This window comes from Streptomyces sp. NPDC052020, assembly GCF_040680575.1.
Taxonomy (GTDB): Bacteria; Actinomycetota; Actinomycetes; order Streptomycetales; family Streptomycetaceae; genus Streptomyces.
Genome location: NZ_JBFAWY010000057.1, coordinates 1 through 17709, shown reverse-complemented (window position 1 = coordinate 17709; position 17709 = coordinate 1). Strand labels below are relative to the sequence as shown.

The 17709-nt window shown below is 70.3% G+C and carries 14 protein-coding genes, 2 pseudogenes and 2 CRISPR repeat arrays; of the genes and pseudogenes, 13 read left to right on the top strand and 3 right to left on the bottom strand.

All coding sequences use genetic code 11. From position 1 onward, the window contains the following. Nucleotides 1–252: 252 nt before the first annotated feature. The 5 genes from AB0L74_RS33130 (at nucleotide 253) to AB0L74_RS33110 (ending at nucleotide 3630) form a co-directional block, all read left to right on the top strand. Nucleotides 253–1089 carry a helix-turn-helix domain-containing protein gene (locus tag AB0L74_RS33130; RefSeq protein WP_166000857.1) on the top strand — a complete coding sequence of 279 codons (837 nt, stop codon included), beginning with the start codon at nucleotides 253–255 and terminating at the stop codon, nucleotides 1087–1089. Between the two features lie 83 nt (nucleotides 1090–1172). Then, a complete protein-coding gene (locus AB0L74_RS33125) occupies nucleotides 1173–1640 on the top strand; it encodes a cupin domain-containing protein (protein WP_093725210.1) in 468 nt (155 codons plus the stop codon). Then, nucleotides 1637–2356 carry a GDSL-type esterase/lipase family protein gene (locus AB0L74_RS33120; protein ID WP_362527835.1) on the top strand — a complete coding sequence of 240 codons (720 nt, stop codon included), beginning with the start codon at nucleotides 1637–1639 and terminating at the stop codon, nucleotides 2354–2356. Before AB0L74_RS33125 ends, AB0L74_RS33120 begins: the two co-directional genes overlap by 4 nt. A 262-nt stretch (nucleotides 2357–2618) precedes the next feature. Then, nucleotides 2619–2990 (top strand): hypothetical protein, encoded by a 372-nt coding sequence (locus AB0L74_RS33115; RefSeq protein ID WP_365660777.1) that lies wholly within the window; start codon nucleotides 2619–2621, stop codon nucleotides 2988–2990. 238 nt (nucleotides 2991–3228) lie between these two features. Continuing rightward, nucleotides 3229–3630 (top strand): hypothetical protein, encoded by a 402-nt coding sequence (locus AB0L74_RS33110; protein ID WP_365660774.1) that lies wholly within the window; start codon nucleotides 3229–3231, stop codon nucleotides 3628–3630. A 5-nt stretch (nucleotides 3631–3635) separates the two neighbouring features. Here AB0L74_RS33110 and AB0L74_RS33105 read toward each other — a convergent pair. Further along, nucleotides 3636–3827: pseudogene (locus AB0L74_RS33105) on the bottom strand (transposase); the annotation flags it as partial. A 104-nt stretch (nucleotides 3828–3931) separates the two neighbouring features. Between AB0L74_RS33105 and AB0L74_RS33100 the strand changes: the two are divergent. Together AB0L74_RS33100 and AB0L74_RS33095 are read left to right on the top strand one after the other, a co-directional pair. Next, a complete protein-coding gene (locus AB0L74_RS33100) occupies nucleotides 3932–4234 on the top strand; it encodes a transposase (RefSeq protein WP_365660771.1) in 303 nt (100 codons plus the stop codon). Then, complete coding sequence (locus AB0L74_RS33095; RefSeq protein ID WP_365660768.1) at nucleotides 4231–5118, top strand: IS3 family transposase; 888 nt, start codon at nucleotides 4231–4233, stop codon at nucleotides 5116–5118. Before AB0L74_RS33100 ends, AB0L74_RS33095 begins: the two co-directional genes overlap by 4 nt. 30 nt (nucleotides 5119–5148) lie before the next feature. Here the strand turns inward: AB0L74_RS33095 and AB0L74_RS33090 are convergent, their stop codons facing one another. Together AB0L74_RS33090 and AB0L74_RS33085 are read right to left on the bottom strand one after the other, a co-directional pair. Next, nucleotides 5149–6573 (bottom strand): asparagine synthase-related protein, encoded by a 1425-nt coding sequence (locus AB0L74_RS33090; protein ID WP_365660765.1) that lies wholly within the window; start codon nucleotides 6571–6573, stop codon nucleotides 5149–5151. Nucleotide 6574: 1 nt separating this feature from the next. Further along, nucleotides 6575–6712: a lasso RiPP family leader peptide-containing protein gene (locus tag AB0L74_RS33085; protein WP_365660763.1), complete on the bottom strand. Its 138-nt coding sequence runs from the start codon at nucleotides 6710–6712 to the stop codon at nucleotides 6575–6577. Nucleotides 6713–6805: 93 nt separating this feature from the next. On the opposite strand from AB0L74_RS33085, the gene AB0L74_RS33080 reads away from it, so the two are divergent. From AB0L74_RS33080 to casA, 6 genes and pseudogenes are all read left to right on the top strand, one after another. After that, nucleotides 6806–8242 (top strand): DciA family protein, encoded by a 1437-nt coding sequence (locus tag AB0L74_RS33080; protein ID WP_365660760.1) that lies wholly within the window; start codon nucleotides 6806–6808, stop codon nucleotides 8240–8242. Nucleotides 8243–8957: 715 nt separating this feature from the next. After that, nucleotides 8958–10187, top strand: coding sequence for a hypothetical protein (locus AB0L74_RS33075; RefSeq protein ID WP_365660757.1), 1230 nt, complete (start codon nucleotides 8958–8960; stop codon nucleotides 10185–10187). Between the two features lie 562 nt (nucleotides 10188–10749). Then, nucleotides 10750–11571: direct repeats of the CRISPR family, unit length 29 nt; unit sequence CTGCTCCCCGCACCCGCGGGGATGGTCCC. A 329-nt stretch (nucleotides 11572–11900) separates the two neighbouring features. Beyond that, nucleotides 11901–12155, top strand: coding sequence for a hypothetical protein (locus AB0L74_RS33070; protein WP_365660755.1), 255 nt, complete (start codon nucleotides 11901–11903; stop codon nucleotides 12153–12155). Further along, nucleotides 12152–12526 (top strand): PIN domain-containing protein, encoded by a 375-nt coding sequence (locus AB0L74_RS33065; RefSeq protein WP_365660752.1) that lies wholly within the window; start codon nucleotides 12152–12154, stop codon nucleotides 12524–12526. The genes AB0L74_RS33070 and AB0L74_RS33065 overlap by 4 nt, the downstream gene beginning before the upstream one ends. Nucleotides 12527–12766: 240 nt before the next feature. Further along, a CRISPR array of direct repeats spans nucleotides 12767–13661; the repeat unit is 29 nt; unit sequence CTGCTCCCCGCACCTGCGGGGATGGTCCC. Between the two features lie 479 nt (nucleotides 13662–14140). Continuing rightward, complete coding sequence (gene cas3 / locus AB0L74_RS33060; RefSeq protein WP_365660749.1) at nucleotides 14141–17014, top strand: CRISPR-associated helicase Cas3'; 2874 nt, start codon at nucleotides 14141–14143, stop codon at nucleotides 17012–17014. Beyond that, nucleotides 17007–17615 (top strand): annotated as a pseudogene (gene casA / locus AB0L74_RS33055) (type I-E CRISPR-associated protein Cse1/CasA); the annotation flags it as partial. The gene cas3 and the pseudogene casA, both read left to right, overlap by 8 nt. Nucleotides 17616–17709 lie beyond the last annotated feature (94 nt).

Here is a 17709-nt window from a genome sequence, read left to right as displayed (position 1 = left end):
GGTGTCCCAGCCGCAGCCGCCCGCGGCGCCGCCATCCGGCAGCAACTCTTGGAGATGCCCGCCCCCGTCGTCGCGGAGGCTCTCGGCTACCACGACAAGACCACCACCCGACTCCGCAACGAGACCGGCGGCGCATGGAGCCGATACGCCCCCGGGAACCACGCACGATCACCAGCGGGCTGGGTTCCTCGGGGACTGGCGACAGCTGAATACGAGAGCACACCAGTAACCGCCGGTTCGTACACTGCGAGGGTGGAAGACCATACGGCCACCAGGATCTATGCACGTCCGGCGCCCGCCTTGCGGCGCTACGTCGGCTCGTATGTCGGTTTCGATCTTCGTGGGTTCCCGGCGGGGGTGCACTGCGGTCCGCCGAGCCGCGTGCTCACTGCGGTAATCAGTCTGTCCGGTCCTTTGGAGGTGGCGGCAGGCGTCGACGACGGGTCACCGGTCACCCGATTCGACAGCGTGGCCGGCGGTCTGATGCGCCGCTCCGTCGCGATCCACCACGACGGACGCCAGGAAGGCGTGCAGGTGTCGCTGACGCCGCTCGGGGCCCGGGCTGTTTACGGCATGCCCGCCGCTGATCTCGCCCACCGACTGGTCCCACTCGACGAGCTTCTCGGAGCGCTCGGCGTCGAGCTGGTCGACCGGCTCCGCGCGGCGACGACATGGGCCGCGCGGTTCGCCGCGCTGGACGAGTTGCTTCTGCGAGCCGTCGGCCGTGGCGTCGGCGGCGACCCCGTGTCCCGGGTGCGCCCCGAGGTGGCCGAGGCCTGGCGCCGCCTCTTGGCCGCGCGGGGCCGTGTCCCGGTTGGGAGGGTCGCCGCAGAACTGGGCTGGAGCCGTCGGTATCTCACCGAGCGGTTTCGCGGTGAGGTGGGCCTGTCACCGAAGACCTTCGCCCGGGTTTTGCGCTTCGAGCACGCGCACGAACTGGCCACCATGCACGACCCGCTTCCGTGGGCCGAAGTGGCGACCGTCTCCGGCTACGCCGACCAGGCCCATCTCGTCCGGGACTGGAGCGAGTTCACGGGCCGATCGCCGACAGCATGGCGTCGCGGCGAAGTCCTGCTCGGGACTGGGTAGTCGCCGACCGGCCGCCCATCACGTCGGCTTCCGTTCCCTTTTCTTCAAGACCACCCTATAGCCGTCCTGTGACGATCGTCGGCATGAGACTCGTCAATCACGAACCCAACGCCATCGACCTGCGAACCACCCCCGTGCACCTCGGGCTGGGGTCGAGAGCGAAACCCGTCGAGGGCTTCGCCTGGGACCCGGAGGTGCTCCATGCCTACAGCGCCGCGGTCGCGGCGGACGGCGCCGAGGGTCGGATGGTGACGATCTTCGACGGCGACGGCCTCGGCGACCATTGGGAGCGCCACCCCGCCGGCGACGAACTGGTCGTCTGCCTCAGCGGGTCGGTGACGGTCACCCGCGATGTGGACGGAGTGCCCGACCGGGTTGTGCTCGGGCCGGGCGAGGCCACCGTCAACCCGGCCGGGACATGGCACGCGGTCGACATGGCGGGACCGGCGTCCATCCTGACCATCACCGCTGGCCTCGGCACCGACCACCGTCCCCGGACCGAAGCCCGCCCGACCGAGCACGCCGGCACGTCCGGCCCGCGAACACCATGACGACCCGTGTCGCGTGCCTCGGCGACAGCCTCACCCGCGCGCAATTCAGCGTCGACTACCTGGACCTTCTCGAACGACGCCGACCTCCCGGCGACGTACGGCTCGCCCGCTTCGGCGTCAACGGCGACTTCGCCCACAACCTCTCACGGCGCCTCGATGCCGTCGTCGCGGACCCACCCGACGTGATCACCGTGCTGATCGGGACCAACGACGCCCGAGCGAGCCTCGCCGACTACCCCGTCGAGCGGGCCATGAAGCGCAAACAACTCCCCGAGCGCCCGTCGGCCGGCTGGTTCCAGCAGTGCCTGGGAGCCGTCGTCGAACGGCTGCGAACGCAGACCGACGCGACGATCGCTCTGCTGTCCATCCCGGTCCTCGGCCAACAACTCGACGGACCCGCGGCGCGGGCATCACAGGCGTACAGCCGCATGATCGCCGAGGTCGCCACCACCAACCAGGCGACCTACCTCCCGCTCCACGAACGCCAGACCGAGGAACTACGCCAGGCGGACCCGCCGCCGATCCCCTACCGGGACCCGACACCCGCAGCGAGCGTCAGCGTCCTCGTCCGGCGCGCCTTGCTGGGCCATAGCCTCGACACGATCTCGCGGCGCCGGGGTCTCGTGCTCACGACCGACCACATCCACCAGAACAGCCGCGGCGCCGCCCTTGTCGCCGAGGTCATCGACACCTGGCTCTCGACCCGGCGCGCGTAGCCGGTTCCGGCGGCGGCCCCCTTCCTGCGTATTCGGTTCCCACCCCTACCGGGCAAGCAACGACGACCGGACCATCTCGAACGCTCTCGGCTACCTCGACAAAAACCACCACCCCGCCGGCTCAACGAGACCGGCGGGACCTAGGTCGCTTGGCGGCGTCACTCGCCCGGCTGGCCGCTCAACAGTTGCAGCGGCTCGACAGATGCGAAGACTGAGCATGAGGAACCCGTTCGGGGTGGGCGGGGCGTAAGGAGCAGACTCCATGGAAACGAGCCTGGCGTACTGGAAGATGGTTGAAACCTGGAAACAGTATCGCGATTCGGGAAAGAGTGACACTCCAAGGTCGCATGTCTTGATTGACGGCAGGAGATACCAGCCAGGGGGCGTTAACACGCCATGCGAGCACGGCCTCCCGATTGCTGCAGTAGATTTTGATAGCTGGTGGCCTTTGGATGAGGTTCTCGCGTGGCTAATGGAGGGGTGGATTAACTCGTCGCCCTACGTGCCCTACGGGTGCAGCGAAAATCCTCCCACCTGCATCTACGCTGGAGAGGGGAAGTACTATGAAATCGCCAGCATTACGCTTGATTCGGAAGGACGTGTTGTCATCCAAGCCGGCGAGATGCTGCAATGACAACGTATGAGCGGCAGCACTCGGGCGGGTGCCGCCACGCGGCGTTATCCCAGTAGTGCACGTCGGATTCCGGTTACCTGCATGATCGCCCAGGCATGTGCAACTACGCGGGAAGCGCCGGAATGGTGAGGGGAAGCTTGGCTTAACACTTACTGATCGTTTCAGAATGCCGTCCCGTGGAGACGCTGGCGGCCCGTGAAACAATCCCTTCAGCCACGGGCTCAGGGGATGACGCCGTATGGAACGGGTTGGGGCTGCGCGGGACCTCGTGCTCGGTTACGTCCGCGCGCTGAACGCGATCGACGAGGCCGTGAGGGGCGTGATCCCCTCGCTTGAGCGACTGGTTGATGTCTCTGGCCTGGCTCGTTCGCACCGGATCAGCCGGAGTGGGCACATCGGTACCTACACCTACATGGTTCATGGGGCAGGATGCCGCTTCGTCAGCGGCAACGGCGCTGAGGTCGATGTGGACTTCGCGGCCGACGGGAGTGAAGTCTTCGACCTCTGGCGGCTGCGCCGGTACGGGCTGAGCCTGCCGGAGCCTCTTGACGTCACGGATCAGGACCTGCGGTCCGCGGTGCGGTCGCTGCACCCCTTTCTGACCGAGGTGCGGCCGGGGTGGTTCAGCGTGGCCAGCTGATCGCCTCAGGAGGAGGTTCGCAGGCGACGCAGGCATATGAGGCTGCAGGCCAGTTCGAGCAGGCTCTGGTGGAGACCGGCGCGTCGCTCGTAGCGGATGTGGAGCCGTTTGAACTGGTGCAGCCAGGCGAACGCGCGCTCGACCACCCAGCGCACCTTGCCCAATCCGGAGCCGTGGGCGACGCCGCGTCGGGTGATTACGAATTGGTGCGTGATAGTGGGTGAGGCGTGCTGTGAAGCTTCCCCTTGATTGTGGACACCTGGAGACTGGGATCTTGAGGTTCCAGAGGAAGTAGCACCAGGTGGGAAGCAAGTACACGAAGCGGTACACCGAGGAGTTCAAGCGGGACGCGATCGCGCTCGTCGATTCCTCGGGCAAGACGGTCACCGCCGTCGCCCGGGAGCTCGGCATCAGCTCCGAGTCCCTGCGCGGCTGGTACCGCAAGGCGAAGGCAGACCGGGGCGAGGGCGAGTCCGGTGAGCTGACCGGCGCCGAGCGCGAGGAGCTCAAGCGGCTGCGCAAGGAAGTCCGCGAACAGCAGCAGACGATCGAGATCCTGAAAAAAGCGACGACCGCCTTCTTCGTGAAGGATAACGACCGGTGAACGAGCTGTACCGGTTGATCCATGCGGAGAAGGCGACTTACCCGATCGTCCTGCTGTGCCGGGTGCTGAAGGTCGCCCGCTCCTCCTACTACGCCTGGCGCGAGGGCGAGGCCGCCCGCCATGCCCGGCAGGCCGCCGACGACGCGCTCGCGCACGAGATCACGGTGCTGCACGTCGCCTCCCGCCACACCTACGGTGTCCCGCGCATCCACGCCGAACTGCGCCGCCTGGGCCGGCGGGTGAACCGCAAACGCGTCGCCCGCGTGATGCGTGAGCGCGACATCCGCGGCGTCACCCGGCGCAGGCGGCGTTCGTTGACCCGGCCGGATGTGAAGGCGAAGCCGGCCCCGGACCTGATCGGCCGCGACTTCCATGCCGAGCGCCTCGGGACCAAGCTCGTCGGCGACATCACCTACCTGCCCACCGCCGAGGGCTGGCTCTACCTCGCCTGCTGGCTGGACCTTGCCACTCGCGAGGTCGTCGGCTACGCCATGGCCGACCACCACCGCGCCGAGCTTGTCGTCGACGCTCTCGACATGGCCCACGGCCGGGGCGGACTGGAGCCCGGCTGCGTGGTTCACAGCGATCGTGGCAGTGAATATACGTCGACCCAGTTCCGGGAACGAATAGGGAAGTTGGGGCTGCGGCAGAGCTGCGGACGCACCGGATCATGCTTCGACAACGCTGCCGCGGAGAGCTTCTGGGCCCTGCTCAAGGAGGAGATCGGCACCCGCACCTGGCCCGACCGGACCGCCGCCCGCGCCGAGGTCTTCTCCTTCATCGAGACCTTCTACAACCGCCGCCGCCTGCGCAGGCACCGGACTTTCGGCTACCTCACCCCGGCCAAGACCAGGCAGCGGCATCAGCACGCCCTCGCGGCATAACGATCACGTGTCCGAGATCACGGGGAAACTTCAGGCCTCGACGGGCAGCCGGGCGTGCATTCCGGCGTCCGCGAAATGGGCGGCGTCGATCCCGGCCAGACGGGCTTCGTGGATCCAAGCGTGCGTCCCGCGGTCGGGTCCCAGCGGCTCGGTGCGGTCGGCTGCTTCTTCGCGCAGGGAGGAGGCGGCCAGTTCCCGCGCCAGGCCGGTTGCCCAGGGCGGTAGGGCCGGCGGCCGGCCCCAGCCGAAATCGGGTGCACGGTCACGCCTGACGGTTTCCAAAGCGGCGGCCTGGTGCTGGAGCCAGCGCGGCAGCGACAGATCGGACAGCAGGGCGCGGGCGGTGGCCGGCAGAGGCCAGCGGCGCAGGGCCCGGTGGGCCATAGCATGGGCCACACCGGTGCGGGGGCTTCGGCGCAGCAGAGGGTGCACGTAGGCGGCAGGAGGCGTCACCATGTGGTCCCCGCCGTGGCCGGACAGCCGCCGACGGGCACCGTGTCCGGCCAGCACCTTGGCCAGGCGCTCCTGTGTGGCCCGGTAGCGCAGTACCGGCGTCGGCTCCTCACCCGCCGGCCGCCGGTCGGACGTGCCGCTGAAAGGCAGCGGCAGCTGCGCCGACGGGTACACCAGGTGTGTCAGGCGGGGCAGGTGGCCGGCCGCTATGCGTGCGTAGCCGGCGTCTTCGTTGGTGGGCGCGGACCATTGCAGGGTGACGGCCACCAGATCCGCGCCCGCCTGGTGTGCCAGGAAACACACGCTGGTGGAGTCCATGCCGCCGGACAGGTCCGCGCCCCACACCTGGCCCGGGCGTACCCGGGAGGCGATCGCCGCGCACAGTGCCGCGCGCAGCAACGGCGCGGCCTCGTCCAAGGGCAGATCGGATGCCGGGGGATGCCACCATCGTTCGCTGCGCACCCCGCCGTCCGAACCCAGCCGCAGGGCCTGTTGCGGCGGTACCGGGATCACGCCACGCCACATCGACACCGTCTCGTACGGGAAGGGGAAGGCGGGCAGCAGCGTGCGCAGCGCCAGCCGTGACCGGTCGATCTCCGCTCCGGTCAGCCACGCCAGCGTGCTGGCCCGGTCGGCGGCCACCGTGACCTGCCCGACGACAGCGGTGAACAACCGGCGGGTCCCGGTGGCCGTGCCCCGGGCATACACCTCGCCATCATCGGAGGCCAGCAGGTGGTAGCTTCCTGCGGCCCCGTCCACCGCGGTGCCGCACGCGGCCAGAACGTCCGAGGTCAGGTCGCTGGGGCCCAGGGCCGCCAACCGCATGGCTCCCGCCCGCGTCGTCGCCTCTTGGTCGGCCGGCCAGCAGCCGACCAGCCAGGGGCGCCCCGAAGCATGGGTCAGCGTGCGGCAGGCGTATGGTACGAGCGACGCGGCGACGGCAGACGCCGGTTCCCGGTCCGGGAGGACCACGAACCAGCGCCGGCCGCACGCGGTGGGCATGTCAGCCCCACGTCCAGGTGCCCCACCCTTCGGGAGTCTCCCAACCCCAGCCCCGGGTCTCTTCCGCGAACGTGCCCACCTCTACCAGGAACGGAGGCACGTAGACCTCCACCTCGTTCTGCACATTCTCCGCGTTCATGGCAGACCACTCCTTCCCCATAGATGAAACCGGGTCTCTGTCAGGGCAGTTTCCCCACCGACTCACCAGGCAAGCGGCAGATCACTCCTGTGAGTGTCCTCCCGCTGTTGTGTAGCCGACCGGTGCACGCCCCCGGCGCTACGCCGGCGCGGCCACACTGCCTCCGGTGTCACGGCCGCGCCGCCAGTGAGCTGTTTCCAACCTGACGGTGTTGGTGCGGGCGCCTCCGGTATCGACCTCGCGCGGGTCGCCCTGCACGCCGCGCGCGCCGCCGAGAGGCGCGGCGCCACCCGGGACCGCGCCCCCGCCCGACGCCGATCCCCGGTCCGGCCCGACGGGCGCGACCCCCAGGGCTTCGCCACGGTGCTCCAGGGTCTGATGGCCGACCGCGCCTGGGACATGCCGGCCGCCGGCGGCAGCGTCCTGGATCAGTGGCCTACCATCGCCGCCGCCATCGCGCCCGGCCTGGACGCCCACGTCACCGCCACCGCCTGCCACCCGACGTCCGAGCGGCTGGACCTGCGTCCCGACTCCTCCACCTACGCCACCCAGCTCCGCCTGATCAGCGCCCGCGTCATCGCTGCGGCCAACGAGTCGGCCGGCACCGGTGCCGTGCGTAGCGTCCGGGTCCTGGCCGTCGGCGCCGCCCCGGACCCCCGGCCCGCCGCGCAGACGCCCACCACCGCACCGGACGCTCCTCCGGCCCCGGTGAAGACGCGAGAGAGGGCGCCGGGCTTCCACCAGGCCCTCGCCGCGCACCAGGCCGTCGCGCCTCCCAGCCGTATCGACCCCTCGATCGCAACGGCAGTAGAGCAGCCGACCGCGGCGATGCGGGCGCTCAGTCTCCGGGCCTTCCCGGAGCCGGAGCCGGTGGCCGACGACCAGCCGGCCCCGACCGAGCAGGCCCGCATCGAGCGCCGCCGCCAGGCCGACGTCTCCCACACCGCAGCCCTGCGCCGGGCCCGTGCGGGATGCCATGCACTGGATTGCAGGATGCGCAGGGTGGTGCGGTCGGCCACGAACACGGGCACGTCGAGGTGGTCGCGCTTGCAGGCGGGCCGACAGTACCGTCGCGGCCCGCAGTGCGCGCAGGAGCTGGCGGCTGAGCAGGCCGGACGGGTTCGTCAGGAGTTCTGCCCAGGCTTCCCGCACGTGCTCGGTGAGATTGGGGCAGTCCGGACACGTGGCCCGCGCCAGAACGACATCAGACAGCCGGATACGGAACGTGGCGCCACACTGCAGGCACTGAACCGTCCACGGCGCGTCGAACCGCCGGTAACGCTCCAGGGCATCGAAGCCGGCCTTCCGCAGCATCCTGACGGCAGTCTCCTGCGACACCTTGCCGCGGCCGGTGTCGGCGACCACCGACTCGAGCTGCTGGAGCTCCTTCGTATCCTGGCGGGCACTGGCGGCCTGCCGCTGCGCCCGGAGCCATGCGTCGAACCATACTGTCCGGTCCGGCGGCGGCACCTGGCAAGCAACGAGGAATGCCTCCAGACAGTCGGTGGACGCGGGCACCGTGCCACGTGAAATGCGGAAGGCGGTGCTGCGCGACAGCTCCTTGCCGTCGGCCCGCGCCCTGTGCTCCATCATCCGAAACGACGGCGCCCCGTTGGCCTGCCGCAACTCCTCCAGCGCAGCACACAGGCCGGCTAGGTCCTTGACGAGGTCGGGGCGTGGCTTCGGCTCTCTGGTCCAGCCGGTGCTGCTTCCGCCCAGGCTTCCGTGATAGGCGGCATGCCACAGCCGGGTGACCTGAGCGACGTTCATGCCGCACGCACGCGCGAAAGCCTGTGCCACTTCCCGCCTGGGCAGGACAGCCCCCGAGGCCGCGCGCTGCAAGGTTCCCGGGCTGATGGACCGCGTCCGTTCCGACAGCGCAGCATAGGAAAATCCCGCTTCCCGACGCCCATTGCGCAAGGAAACCGAAAGTCTGCCCAGCGGACTGCTCGGATCCGGAATCGGCCTCTCTGGTCGACCCACCGCGTCATCTCTCCTTCCATCAAGAGCCACTGCATACGGGCCCTGCTCACAGTGCGGACTCGCACAGCGGTCCACGCCTCTTCGCTCCAACCAGACGGCTCCTCAAGGCAGTTGGCGCTACCGAGAAGCTGAACAGCATCTCGAAGGGCGTGATGGGCAGCGTGCTGCCGGTGCTGGGGCCGGTGACCGGCTGAAGGCCGTGGGCTGGGAGAAGGCGCAGCGGCAGGGGCGGGTGGGGCTTCCGGATGATCTTCGTCTGCGGGTGGCTCTGGCGCCGGCCGCAGGACTGTGGGAGCGGCTGTCCAGGTGGCAGCAGGACCAGGTCCAGGCGGCCGCGAAGACGGAGCTGGGCAGACTGGCGGGCCTTCTGCAGCAGCCGGAGACCGCGCCGCGGCTGCTGGCCGGCCGGCTCACCGACCGCCTGGCGGAGACCGGCGGCGAGGCCCTGGTCTCCACGCGGTACGGGTGGCTGATCCGGCGGGGCCTGGTGCAGCGCCAGGCCTGCTCGGACCGACGCTGTGACGACGGGATCCGGCTGGACACCGGCGGTGAGTGCGAGAACTGCCACAACGTAATCCACCTGCGCCGCGCCCGGCGCGCGAAGATCGCGGCCGAGGTTGACCGTGAGCTGCCCGGCCTGAGCGACCATGAGCGTCGCCGGATCCTGGAGGACCGGCTGCGTGAGCAGGCCGCTCTCGAGGCGGAGAACCTCGCGCGGCGGCGGGAGCAAGCTGCTGCCGAGCAGGCCCGCCGGGATGCCGCCCGCGCGGCGGCCCAGGAGCGGGCCGAGCGCGAGCGTGCCGCAGCGGCCGCAGCCGAGGCGGCCCGGCAGGCCCTGCCGTGCCAGGTCTGCGGCCGGGACCAGGCTGCCGGGCTGTGTGAGCTCTGCGACCACCGCCGTCAGACCGAGACCCTGATCAGCGAGGCCGGTCTCATCGCGGCCACCTGGTCCGCCGACCTGACCGACCCGGCCAGTGTCGCGGCCGTCACCGCCGCAGTCCGCACGGCCATCGGCCAGAGCATCGTCACCGCATGGCAGGAGGTCCTGCAGATCACCGACGTGGCCGCCCTGGAGGCCGACCCGGAGGCCGCCGAGGACGCGTACGCTTTCGCCGCATTCCAGACCGCACAGCAGTCCGTCCAGGAACACCACGACCACGCTCTGACGATGCTGGGCCGGACCGAGGAGGCCGAAGCCGAGGCCCGGCGGGCCTACAAGCCCAGCAGAACCGCCCCTGGTTCCAGCACAACCCGAACGGCGCAGACGTCGTCGCGGCGGCGGCGACGAAGGCCGCCGACGCGGCCCGGGAGCGCACCGCGGAGTACCTGCTCGCGGCGCGGCTGGAGCAGCTACGCGAGCGGACGGCGGCACGCACCGGGCGGGCTGCGGCCGCGTTGTGGACGGACCGGCTGCCGGAACTCGCCGCCTGGCCCCTTGACAGCGAGGCAGCCGGGGCGGTGGTCGCGTGAGCACAAAGCTGCGCGGCGTTGACCTTGCACGCCAGGCCTGATCGCGGCCGGGAAGCAGTAGGGAAGAACGGGGCCGCCCGCAACGAGAAGCCGCAGCGGCGCACCGGCACGGTTGTGAGCAGAGCCGACTGTAAGCCGCTCGCGCTTGGTGCGGTGATCACGATGATGACGACCCAGCTCGGCATGGTCGCCCGCTGCGGCTGGCGGCAACATCCTCGCCCAGTTGACGACATCCTCGCCGTGGCCGCGCTCGAGTTCACCGGGCACGTCCAGGCGGTGAGGTTCGACGCGGAGACCGGCGCCTGGACGCCACCCCCGATGCCCCGACGTACGGCACGGGTTTCCTGGAGATCCATCTTTTGCGGATCGGATGCGCACGGTCCTTGGTCTCCCTGTATGAAACCGTCATGGACAGTGGGGAGCACCTTCGACACACTGGGCCGGCTGGAAGGCTGGCCCGGTCCGTGACGTCGACACGTCGCGAGAGGCTAATGGCAGACAAATTCTTTATGCCCTGTTCGTCGGTATCAGAGAAAGTACCCAGAAACTGACTCCAGCTTCGGAAAGTCCGCAGGTCAGCCAGTCTGCTCCCCGCACCCGCGGGGATGGTCCCGAGGCGAGTGCTCCGATGGCGGCCGGCCCGGCCTGCTCCCCGCACCCGCGGGGATGGTCCCGCGGGCGGTCTGGTGGGCGGTGAGGTAGCCGGCTGCTCCCCGCACCCGCGGGGATGGTCCCCCGGCGCGGCTGGTTGTTCAATCCGCAGGTCACTGCTCCCCGCACCCGCGGGGATGGTCCCCGCTGGGCAACCCGCAGCTGACCGAGCAGCAGCTGCTCCCCGCACCCGCGGGGATGGTCCCGAGAGCCGCATCCACCGCTGTATGGCCGAGACCTGCTCCCCGCACCCGCGGGGATGGTCCCGAGGCGCGATCGATGGTGACCGGATCGGGCGGCTGCTCCCCGCACCCGCGGGGATGGTCCCCGGGCGGTGCCGAAGCGGGCCTGCTTGTCGGCCTGCTCCCCGCACCCGCGGGGATGGTCCCCTTGCGGTCGTCCTCCTCGCTCTGCGGAAGCACTGCTCCCCGCACCCGCGGGGATGGTCCCCCGCGCGGCACCAAGGCCCGACTGCATCAGCGCTGCTCCCCGCACCCGCGGGGATGGTCCCATGGTCGACCGGCGGCTGATCGTTGAGGCCCTCTGCTCCCCGCACCCGCGGGGATGGTCCCACGGACTGCGTGGCCTCTCGGCCCTTGCTGGTCTGCTCCCCGCACCCGCGGGGATGGTCCCTGGTCCCAGGTCTGTCCGTCCAGTTCGCGGCCCTGCTCCCTGCGCCCGCGGGGATGGCCCCGCGGCAGGACGGCACGCCGTCCCCCTCGGACACTGCTCCCCGCACCCGCGGGATGGGCCAGGCCAGTTCCCAGCACGCCCAGGCAGCCGCGCCCGCCGCTGGGCCCGCCCTCCTGTCGCTACCGCGCCCTCGCAGTTCCAGCCGCCTTAGGGGCGTGTATCGAGTCGTGATCAATGAGTGGTCCGGGTGAGGACTTTGATCATGGGTGCCGCCCCTGCTCGGGGCCATCCCCCGCGGGCGCGGGGAGCGGTCGGCCGGGATTCGCCGTCGGAGGACCATCCCCGCGAGCGCGGGGGAGCAGTCCCGGGCTTCGCAGGGCTGCCGGAAAGCATAAGGAGCCAAGTGCGACTGCCGCCCGACTGTGGTTCTACCGGCGGTAGAATCGGACGTATGAGTAAGCCGACGAGCATCAAGACCAGCGAGGAAGTGCGCGACCGGCTGCGCATCCTCGCCGAAGAGCGCGGCACCACCATCACCGAACTGCTGGAAGAGCTCGCCAGCCGCGAACTCACCGAGGCCGAGCGGGAACAGCGTGCCGCCGAGGCAGCCCGGGAACTCGGCGTCGAATACACCCGGCAAGTCCAGCAAACCGGCCGGGACGCCTGGGCGAAAATCCGCGCCCACCAGGACGACGCCGCCGCATGAATGTGACAGCGGTCTTAGACCACACTGCTCTGGGCGCTCTGTACCGTGCCAATGCCTTCCTGACCGGCCTGTACATCGAGGCCTCGCGCGGTACCGGCCGGGTCATCATCCCCTCGTCGTCCATCCTTGCGGCCGAGCAGCAGATCACCGGTGCGGGCAAACACGCAGCGTCCCTCCGCTTCGCGGAGAGTGTGCCGTTCACCGCAGCACACGCTGTGGAGGCGATGGGTTGGGAAGGCGTGGACTGGCCGGTGGCTCACGCGGCCGCCATCGCCTGGCACGCGATCAAAAACGGGGAGCCGCTGACGGTCCTGTCGCTGGAGCCCGGGCTGTACACGGCCACCGGCATCACGCCGCTGAATCCCACCTGATCTGTCCCATGCACGCGGACGCGGCGGCTTCACGTACCAGGGCAGCGGCAAGCCGGGGCCGTCCCTGCGGGCGCGGGGAGCAGGCGGGCACCGCGGCGATCGGTACGACGGTCGCGGGACTACTCCGCGAGCGCGGGGAGCACCTCTAATGCGAGTAAACCCCGTATGCCCTATTCGCCGGTATCGGAGAAAGTGCCCAGAAACCGGTTCCAGCTCCAAAGAAGCCGCAGGTCAGCCAGTCTGCTCCCCGCACCTGCGGGGATGGTCCCCGTGCGCGGAAAACCGCACGACGGTGAACGCGCTGCTCCCCGCACCTGCGGGGATGGTCCCTTCCGAGGCAACCTCGACAAGGTCGGAACCGGCTGCTCCCCGCACCTGCGGGGATGGTCCCTTCCGGCCGGTGCGGACCTGGGTGTAGCGCATCTGCTCCCCGCACCTGCGGGGATGGTCCCGTCGCGAGGACCAAGGCGTGGTCGGTCACCTCCTGCTCCCCGCACCTGCGGGGATGGTCCCCTTCAGCGGCTGGCGGCGGTGGAGGGACCGGACTGCTCCCCGCACCTGCGGGGATGGTCCCCAGCTCGTCGGTGACGCCCAGGACCTCATCGACTGCTCCCCGCACCTGCGGGGATGGTCCCCCTCCGCCGGCGCGAGCGGTCCGGCCTGGTCGCTGCTCCCCGCACCTGCGGGGATGGTCCCGCCCGCTTCAACACCCCCGACACGGACCCGGACTGGTCCCCGCACCTGCGGGGATGGTCCCTGATGCCGGACGACACGAACGAGGCTGCTCGGCTGCTCCCCGCACCTGCGGGGATGGTCCCGGCTCCCCGGTCGCCGCGTCCCGCCATTGGTCCTGCTCCCCGCACCCGCGGGGACGGTCCCACAAGCCTCCCGTCCCAGGCCCGTGCTTGACGCTGCTCCCCGCACCCGGGGGGGATGGTCCCGAGGCACGTCGACGCGGCCGCCGGCTCGGTGTCTGCTCCCCGCACTGCGGGGATGGTCCCCGCCCCGGCGTCCGACCGGGATACCGGTCGAGACACCCGTACGACTGCTCTCCGCACCCGTGGGGCTGGTCCCGTGTCGTCGCCCAGCTCGCGCAGGAGCTTGGCCTGCTCCCCGAACCTGCGGGGATCGTCTCGACGGATCTCGTGAACGGGCAAGCGTCCGCACTGCTGAGCAGTATGAGCGCAGGCCGACGAGGATCCCATCGCGGGGCCATCCCCGCAGGCGCGGGGAGCACGGCACGTCCTGCTCGTGGTAACCCTCGCTGTCGGGACCATCCCCGCGGGCGCGGGGAGCACCGCTTTTTCAATGATCATCCGGTCATGGGGAGGGACCATCCCCGCGGGCGCGGGGGCACACTCCGTGACCTGCGTGTTTACTGGCGCGGAGGCGCGGTTTCGCAGACTTTCAGAGAAACGCGCACAGGGGGCTTCTCGCTTCTCGTTTCTGACAGTGAACCGTTCAGCCTACGCTTCTGGATTGCTGTCCTGTTGTAGATCCACTGATTCGTGCATTCGGGTACGCCAGGCCCTGTTCTGCCTGTATCAATCCGTCATGGACAGTGGGGGGAGTGCCTCCGGCATGCTGTGTCGGCTTGGGGGGCCGGCTCGGTCGGTGTGGGCCAAGCACGATCGTGACAGCGAGGGCTGGCTGCCGTTGTGGCGGCACATGGAGGACAGTGCCGCGGTGGCCGGTCTGTTGTGGGACCGGTGGTTGCCTGCCGGGGTGCGCCGGCTGGTGGCCGAGGCGTTGCCGCAAGGTGAGGCGGACGCGCGTGTGCTGGCGGTGTGGCTTGCCGGGGTTCACGACATCGGCAAGGCGACGCCCGCGTTCGCTTGTCAGGTTGATCAGCTTGCCGATGTGATGCGTGGCCAGGGCCTGGAGATGCGTTCGGCGAAGGCGTTCGGGCCGGACCGCCGACTGGCGCCGCATGGGCTGGCCGGGCAGGTGCTGCTGGGGGAGTGGCTGGAGGAGCGGTACGGGTGGGTGTCCGCTCGGGCCGGGCAGTTCACGGTCGCCGTGGGCGGGCATCATGGAGTGCCGCCCGAGTACGGGCAGATCAAGGCCCTCTACGAGCATGAGGAGTTGCTGCGCACCCCGGGTGCGAGCGGTCGTGTCTGGCGGCAGGTGCAGACCGAGTTCCTCGATGCGTGCGCTGAGCGTTTCGGTGTGGCGGAGCGGCTCAAGGCGTGGCGGGCGGTGAAGCTGTCGCAGCCGGTGCAGGTGCTGCTGACCGCGCTGGTCATCGTCTCCGACTGGATCGCGAGCAATCCGGATATGTTCCCGTATTTCCCGGAGGGTGCGTCCCGGAGTGGCGAGGAGCGTCTTGCTGCGGCCTGGCGGGGTCTGGACCTGCCGGAGCCGTGGCGGGCTGAGGAGCCTGCCGGGAGTGCGCAGGAGTTGTTCGTGTCCCGGTTCGATCTGCCCGCGGGGGCGAGGGTGCGTCCGGTGCAGGAGGCGGCCGTGGAGCTCGCGCGGGAGATGGAGGCGCCGGGGCTGATGATCGTCGAGGCGCCGATGGGGGAGGGCAAGACGGAGGCGGCGCTCGCCGTGACCGAGGTTTCCGCTGCGCGTTCGGGTGCGGGCGGGGTGTTCTTCGCGTTGCCCACGATGGCTACCGGTAACGCGATGTTCCCGCGTCTGCTGGAGTGGATGAGGCGGCTGCCCGGGGCGGGTAGCGGGCGCCAGTCGGTGCACCTGGCGCATTCCAAGGCGGCGCTCAATGAGGACTTCGCCGGGCTGATGGCTCGTGCGGGGCGGGTCGCGGCCGTCGAGGTGGACGGGGAGCCGATCTCGTCCCGGCGGCAGCCGGATGACGCGGGGCGTCGTGCGGGGGCCGAGCTGGTGGCGCATGCCTGGTTGCGGGGCCGTAAGAAGGCGATGCTGGCGTCGTTCGTGACGGGCACCGTGGACCAGTTGCTGTTCATGGGGCTGAAGAGCAGGCATCTGGCGCTTCGGCATCTCGCGCTGGCGGGGAAGGTCGTCGTCGTCGACGAGGCGCACGCCTACGACACCTACATGAGTGTGTACCTGGACCGGGTGCTGTCGTGGCTGGGCGCCTACCGGGTGCCGGTGGTCGTGCTGTCGGCGACGCTGCCCGCCGCGCGCCGGCGTGAGCTCCTGCGGGCGTATGCGGGGGACGGTGCCGGCGCTGCAGCCGGAGAGAGCGTGGAAGGGGATGCGTACCCGCTGCTCACCGCTGTGGTTCCCGGGGGTACTCCGGTGGTGCGCTGCCCGCAGGCGTCGGGCCGGGCCACGGACGTCGAGGTGGAGCGGCTCGCCGACGACATGGGCGTCCTCGCCGTCCGGCTGGAGGAGGAACTCGCCGGAGGCGGGTGCGTTCTGGTGGTGCGCAACACGGTCAAGCGGGTGCTGGAGACCGCCCGTGTGCTGCGGGACAGGTTCGGTGACGAGGACGTCACCGTCGCGCATTCGTGTTTCGTCGACCTGGACCGGGCTGCGAAGGACCGTGATCTGCTCGAGCGTTTCGGCCCGCCAGGGAAGGCGGCCGGGCGGCCCGGCCGGCGGCACATCGTGGTGGCCAGCCAGGTGGCGGAGCAGTCCCTGGATGTGGATTTCGACCTGCTGGTGAGCGATCTGTGTCCGGTGGACCTGCTCCTGCAGCGTATGGGCCGGCTGCACCGCCATCGGCGCGGCCAGGGCCAGAGTGAGCGGCCCGAGCGGCTGCGCAGGGCCCGCTGCCTGCTCACGGGAGCGGACTGGGGCGACGGGACGGTGGAGGTGCCTGATCCGGTGCGGGGCTCGGTCGCCGTGTACGGGCGGTATGCGCTGCTGCGGTCGGCGGCGGTGCTGCTGCCGCACCTGGTGGGCGGGCGGGAGCGCCCGGTGCGGCTGCCGTCGGACATCAGTGTGCTGGTGCAGGGGGCGTACGGGCAGGGGCCGGTGGGGCCGGAGCACTGGGCTGGTGCGCTGGAGGAGGCCCGGGTGCAGTTCGACGAGCACCGAGCCGGTCAGGCCGGGCGGGCGGCCGTGTTCCGTCTCGGTGAGGTCGGGCGGCCGGGAAAGCCGCTGTTCGGCTGGGTGGCGGCGGGGGTGGGGGACGCCGATGACAGCCGGGCCGGGCGGGCCCAGGTGCGGGACAGCCGGGAGAGTGTGGAGGTGGTCGTCGTGCAGCGGCGTGCCGACGGGGGCCTTGTCACCCTGCCCTGGCTGGAGGCGGACCGGAAGGGCCGGCGGCGCGGGGGTCTGGAGCTGCCGCAGGATCAGACGCCGACGCCGTTCGCGGCTCGTACGGCGGCTGGTTGCGGGCTGCGGCTGCCTCTCCAGTTCTCCTACGCCGAGACCATGGACCGGGCCATCAAAGAGCTGGAGCAGCTGTATCTGCCCGCCTGGCAGGGCAAGGACTGCCCGTGGCTTTCCGGCCAGCTGATTCTCACGCTGGATGAGGACTGTCAGACCCGCCTGGCAGGCTTCTTTCTCCGCTACAGCCGCCTGGATGGTCTGGAGGTGACCCGTGTCCGTGACTGAACCGCCGCCCGGGCCGGGCAGGAGCACGGCCCCGTCGTTCGATCTGACGGACCGGCCGTGGATCGGGGTGCTTAGGTGCGACGGCAGCCAGGACGAGTTGTCGCTGCGGCAGGTCTTTGCCCAGGCGGGCGATCTGCGCCGGGTGGTCGGGGATCTGGCCACCCAGGAGTTCGCCCTGGTGCGGCTGCTGCTGGCCGTCGCGCACGACGCTCTCGACGGCCCTCGTGACATCGAGGACTGGGCGGACCTGTGGAGCGAGGCGGACTGCTTCGCGCCCGTCGCAGCGTACTTGGACACCCACCGCGGTCGTTTCGACCTGCTCCATCCCGAGGTGCCGTTCTTCCAGACCGCCGGGCTGCGCACGGCGAAGGACGAGGTGTTCCCCCTGAACCGGATCGTGGCCGACGTGCCCAACGGGGAGCCCTTCTTCACCGCCCGGATGCCCATGGTGGAGCGGCTGTCGTTCGCGGAGGCCGCCCGCTGGGTCGTGCACGCGCACGCCTACGACACCTCCGGTATCAAGTCCGGCGCGGTCGGCGACGACCGGGTCAAGGGCGGCAAGGTCTACCCTCTGGGCACCGGCTGGGCCGGCGGGCTAGGTGTACTGACCCGCGAGGTTGGGGACGCGGCTGGCGGGTGGTTGCCCTTTCAGCGCGGTGTGTCCGCGGTGGTGATTGTAGGTGTGCAGCCATTGC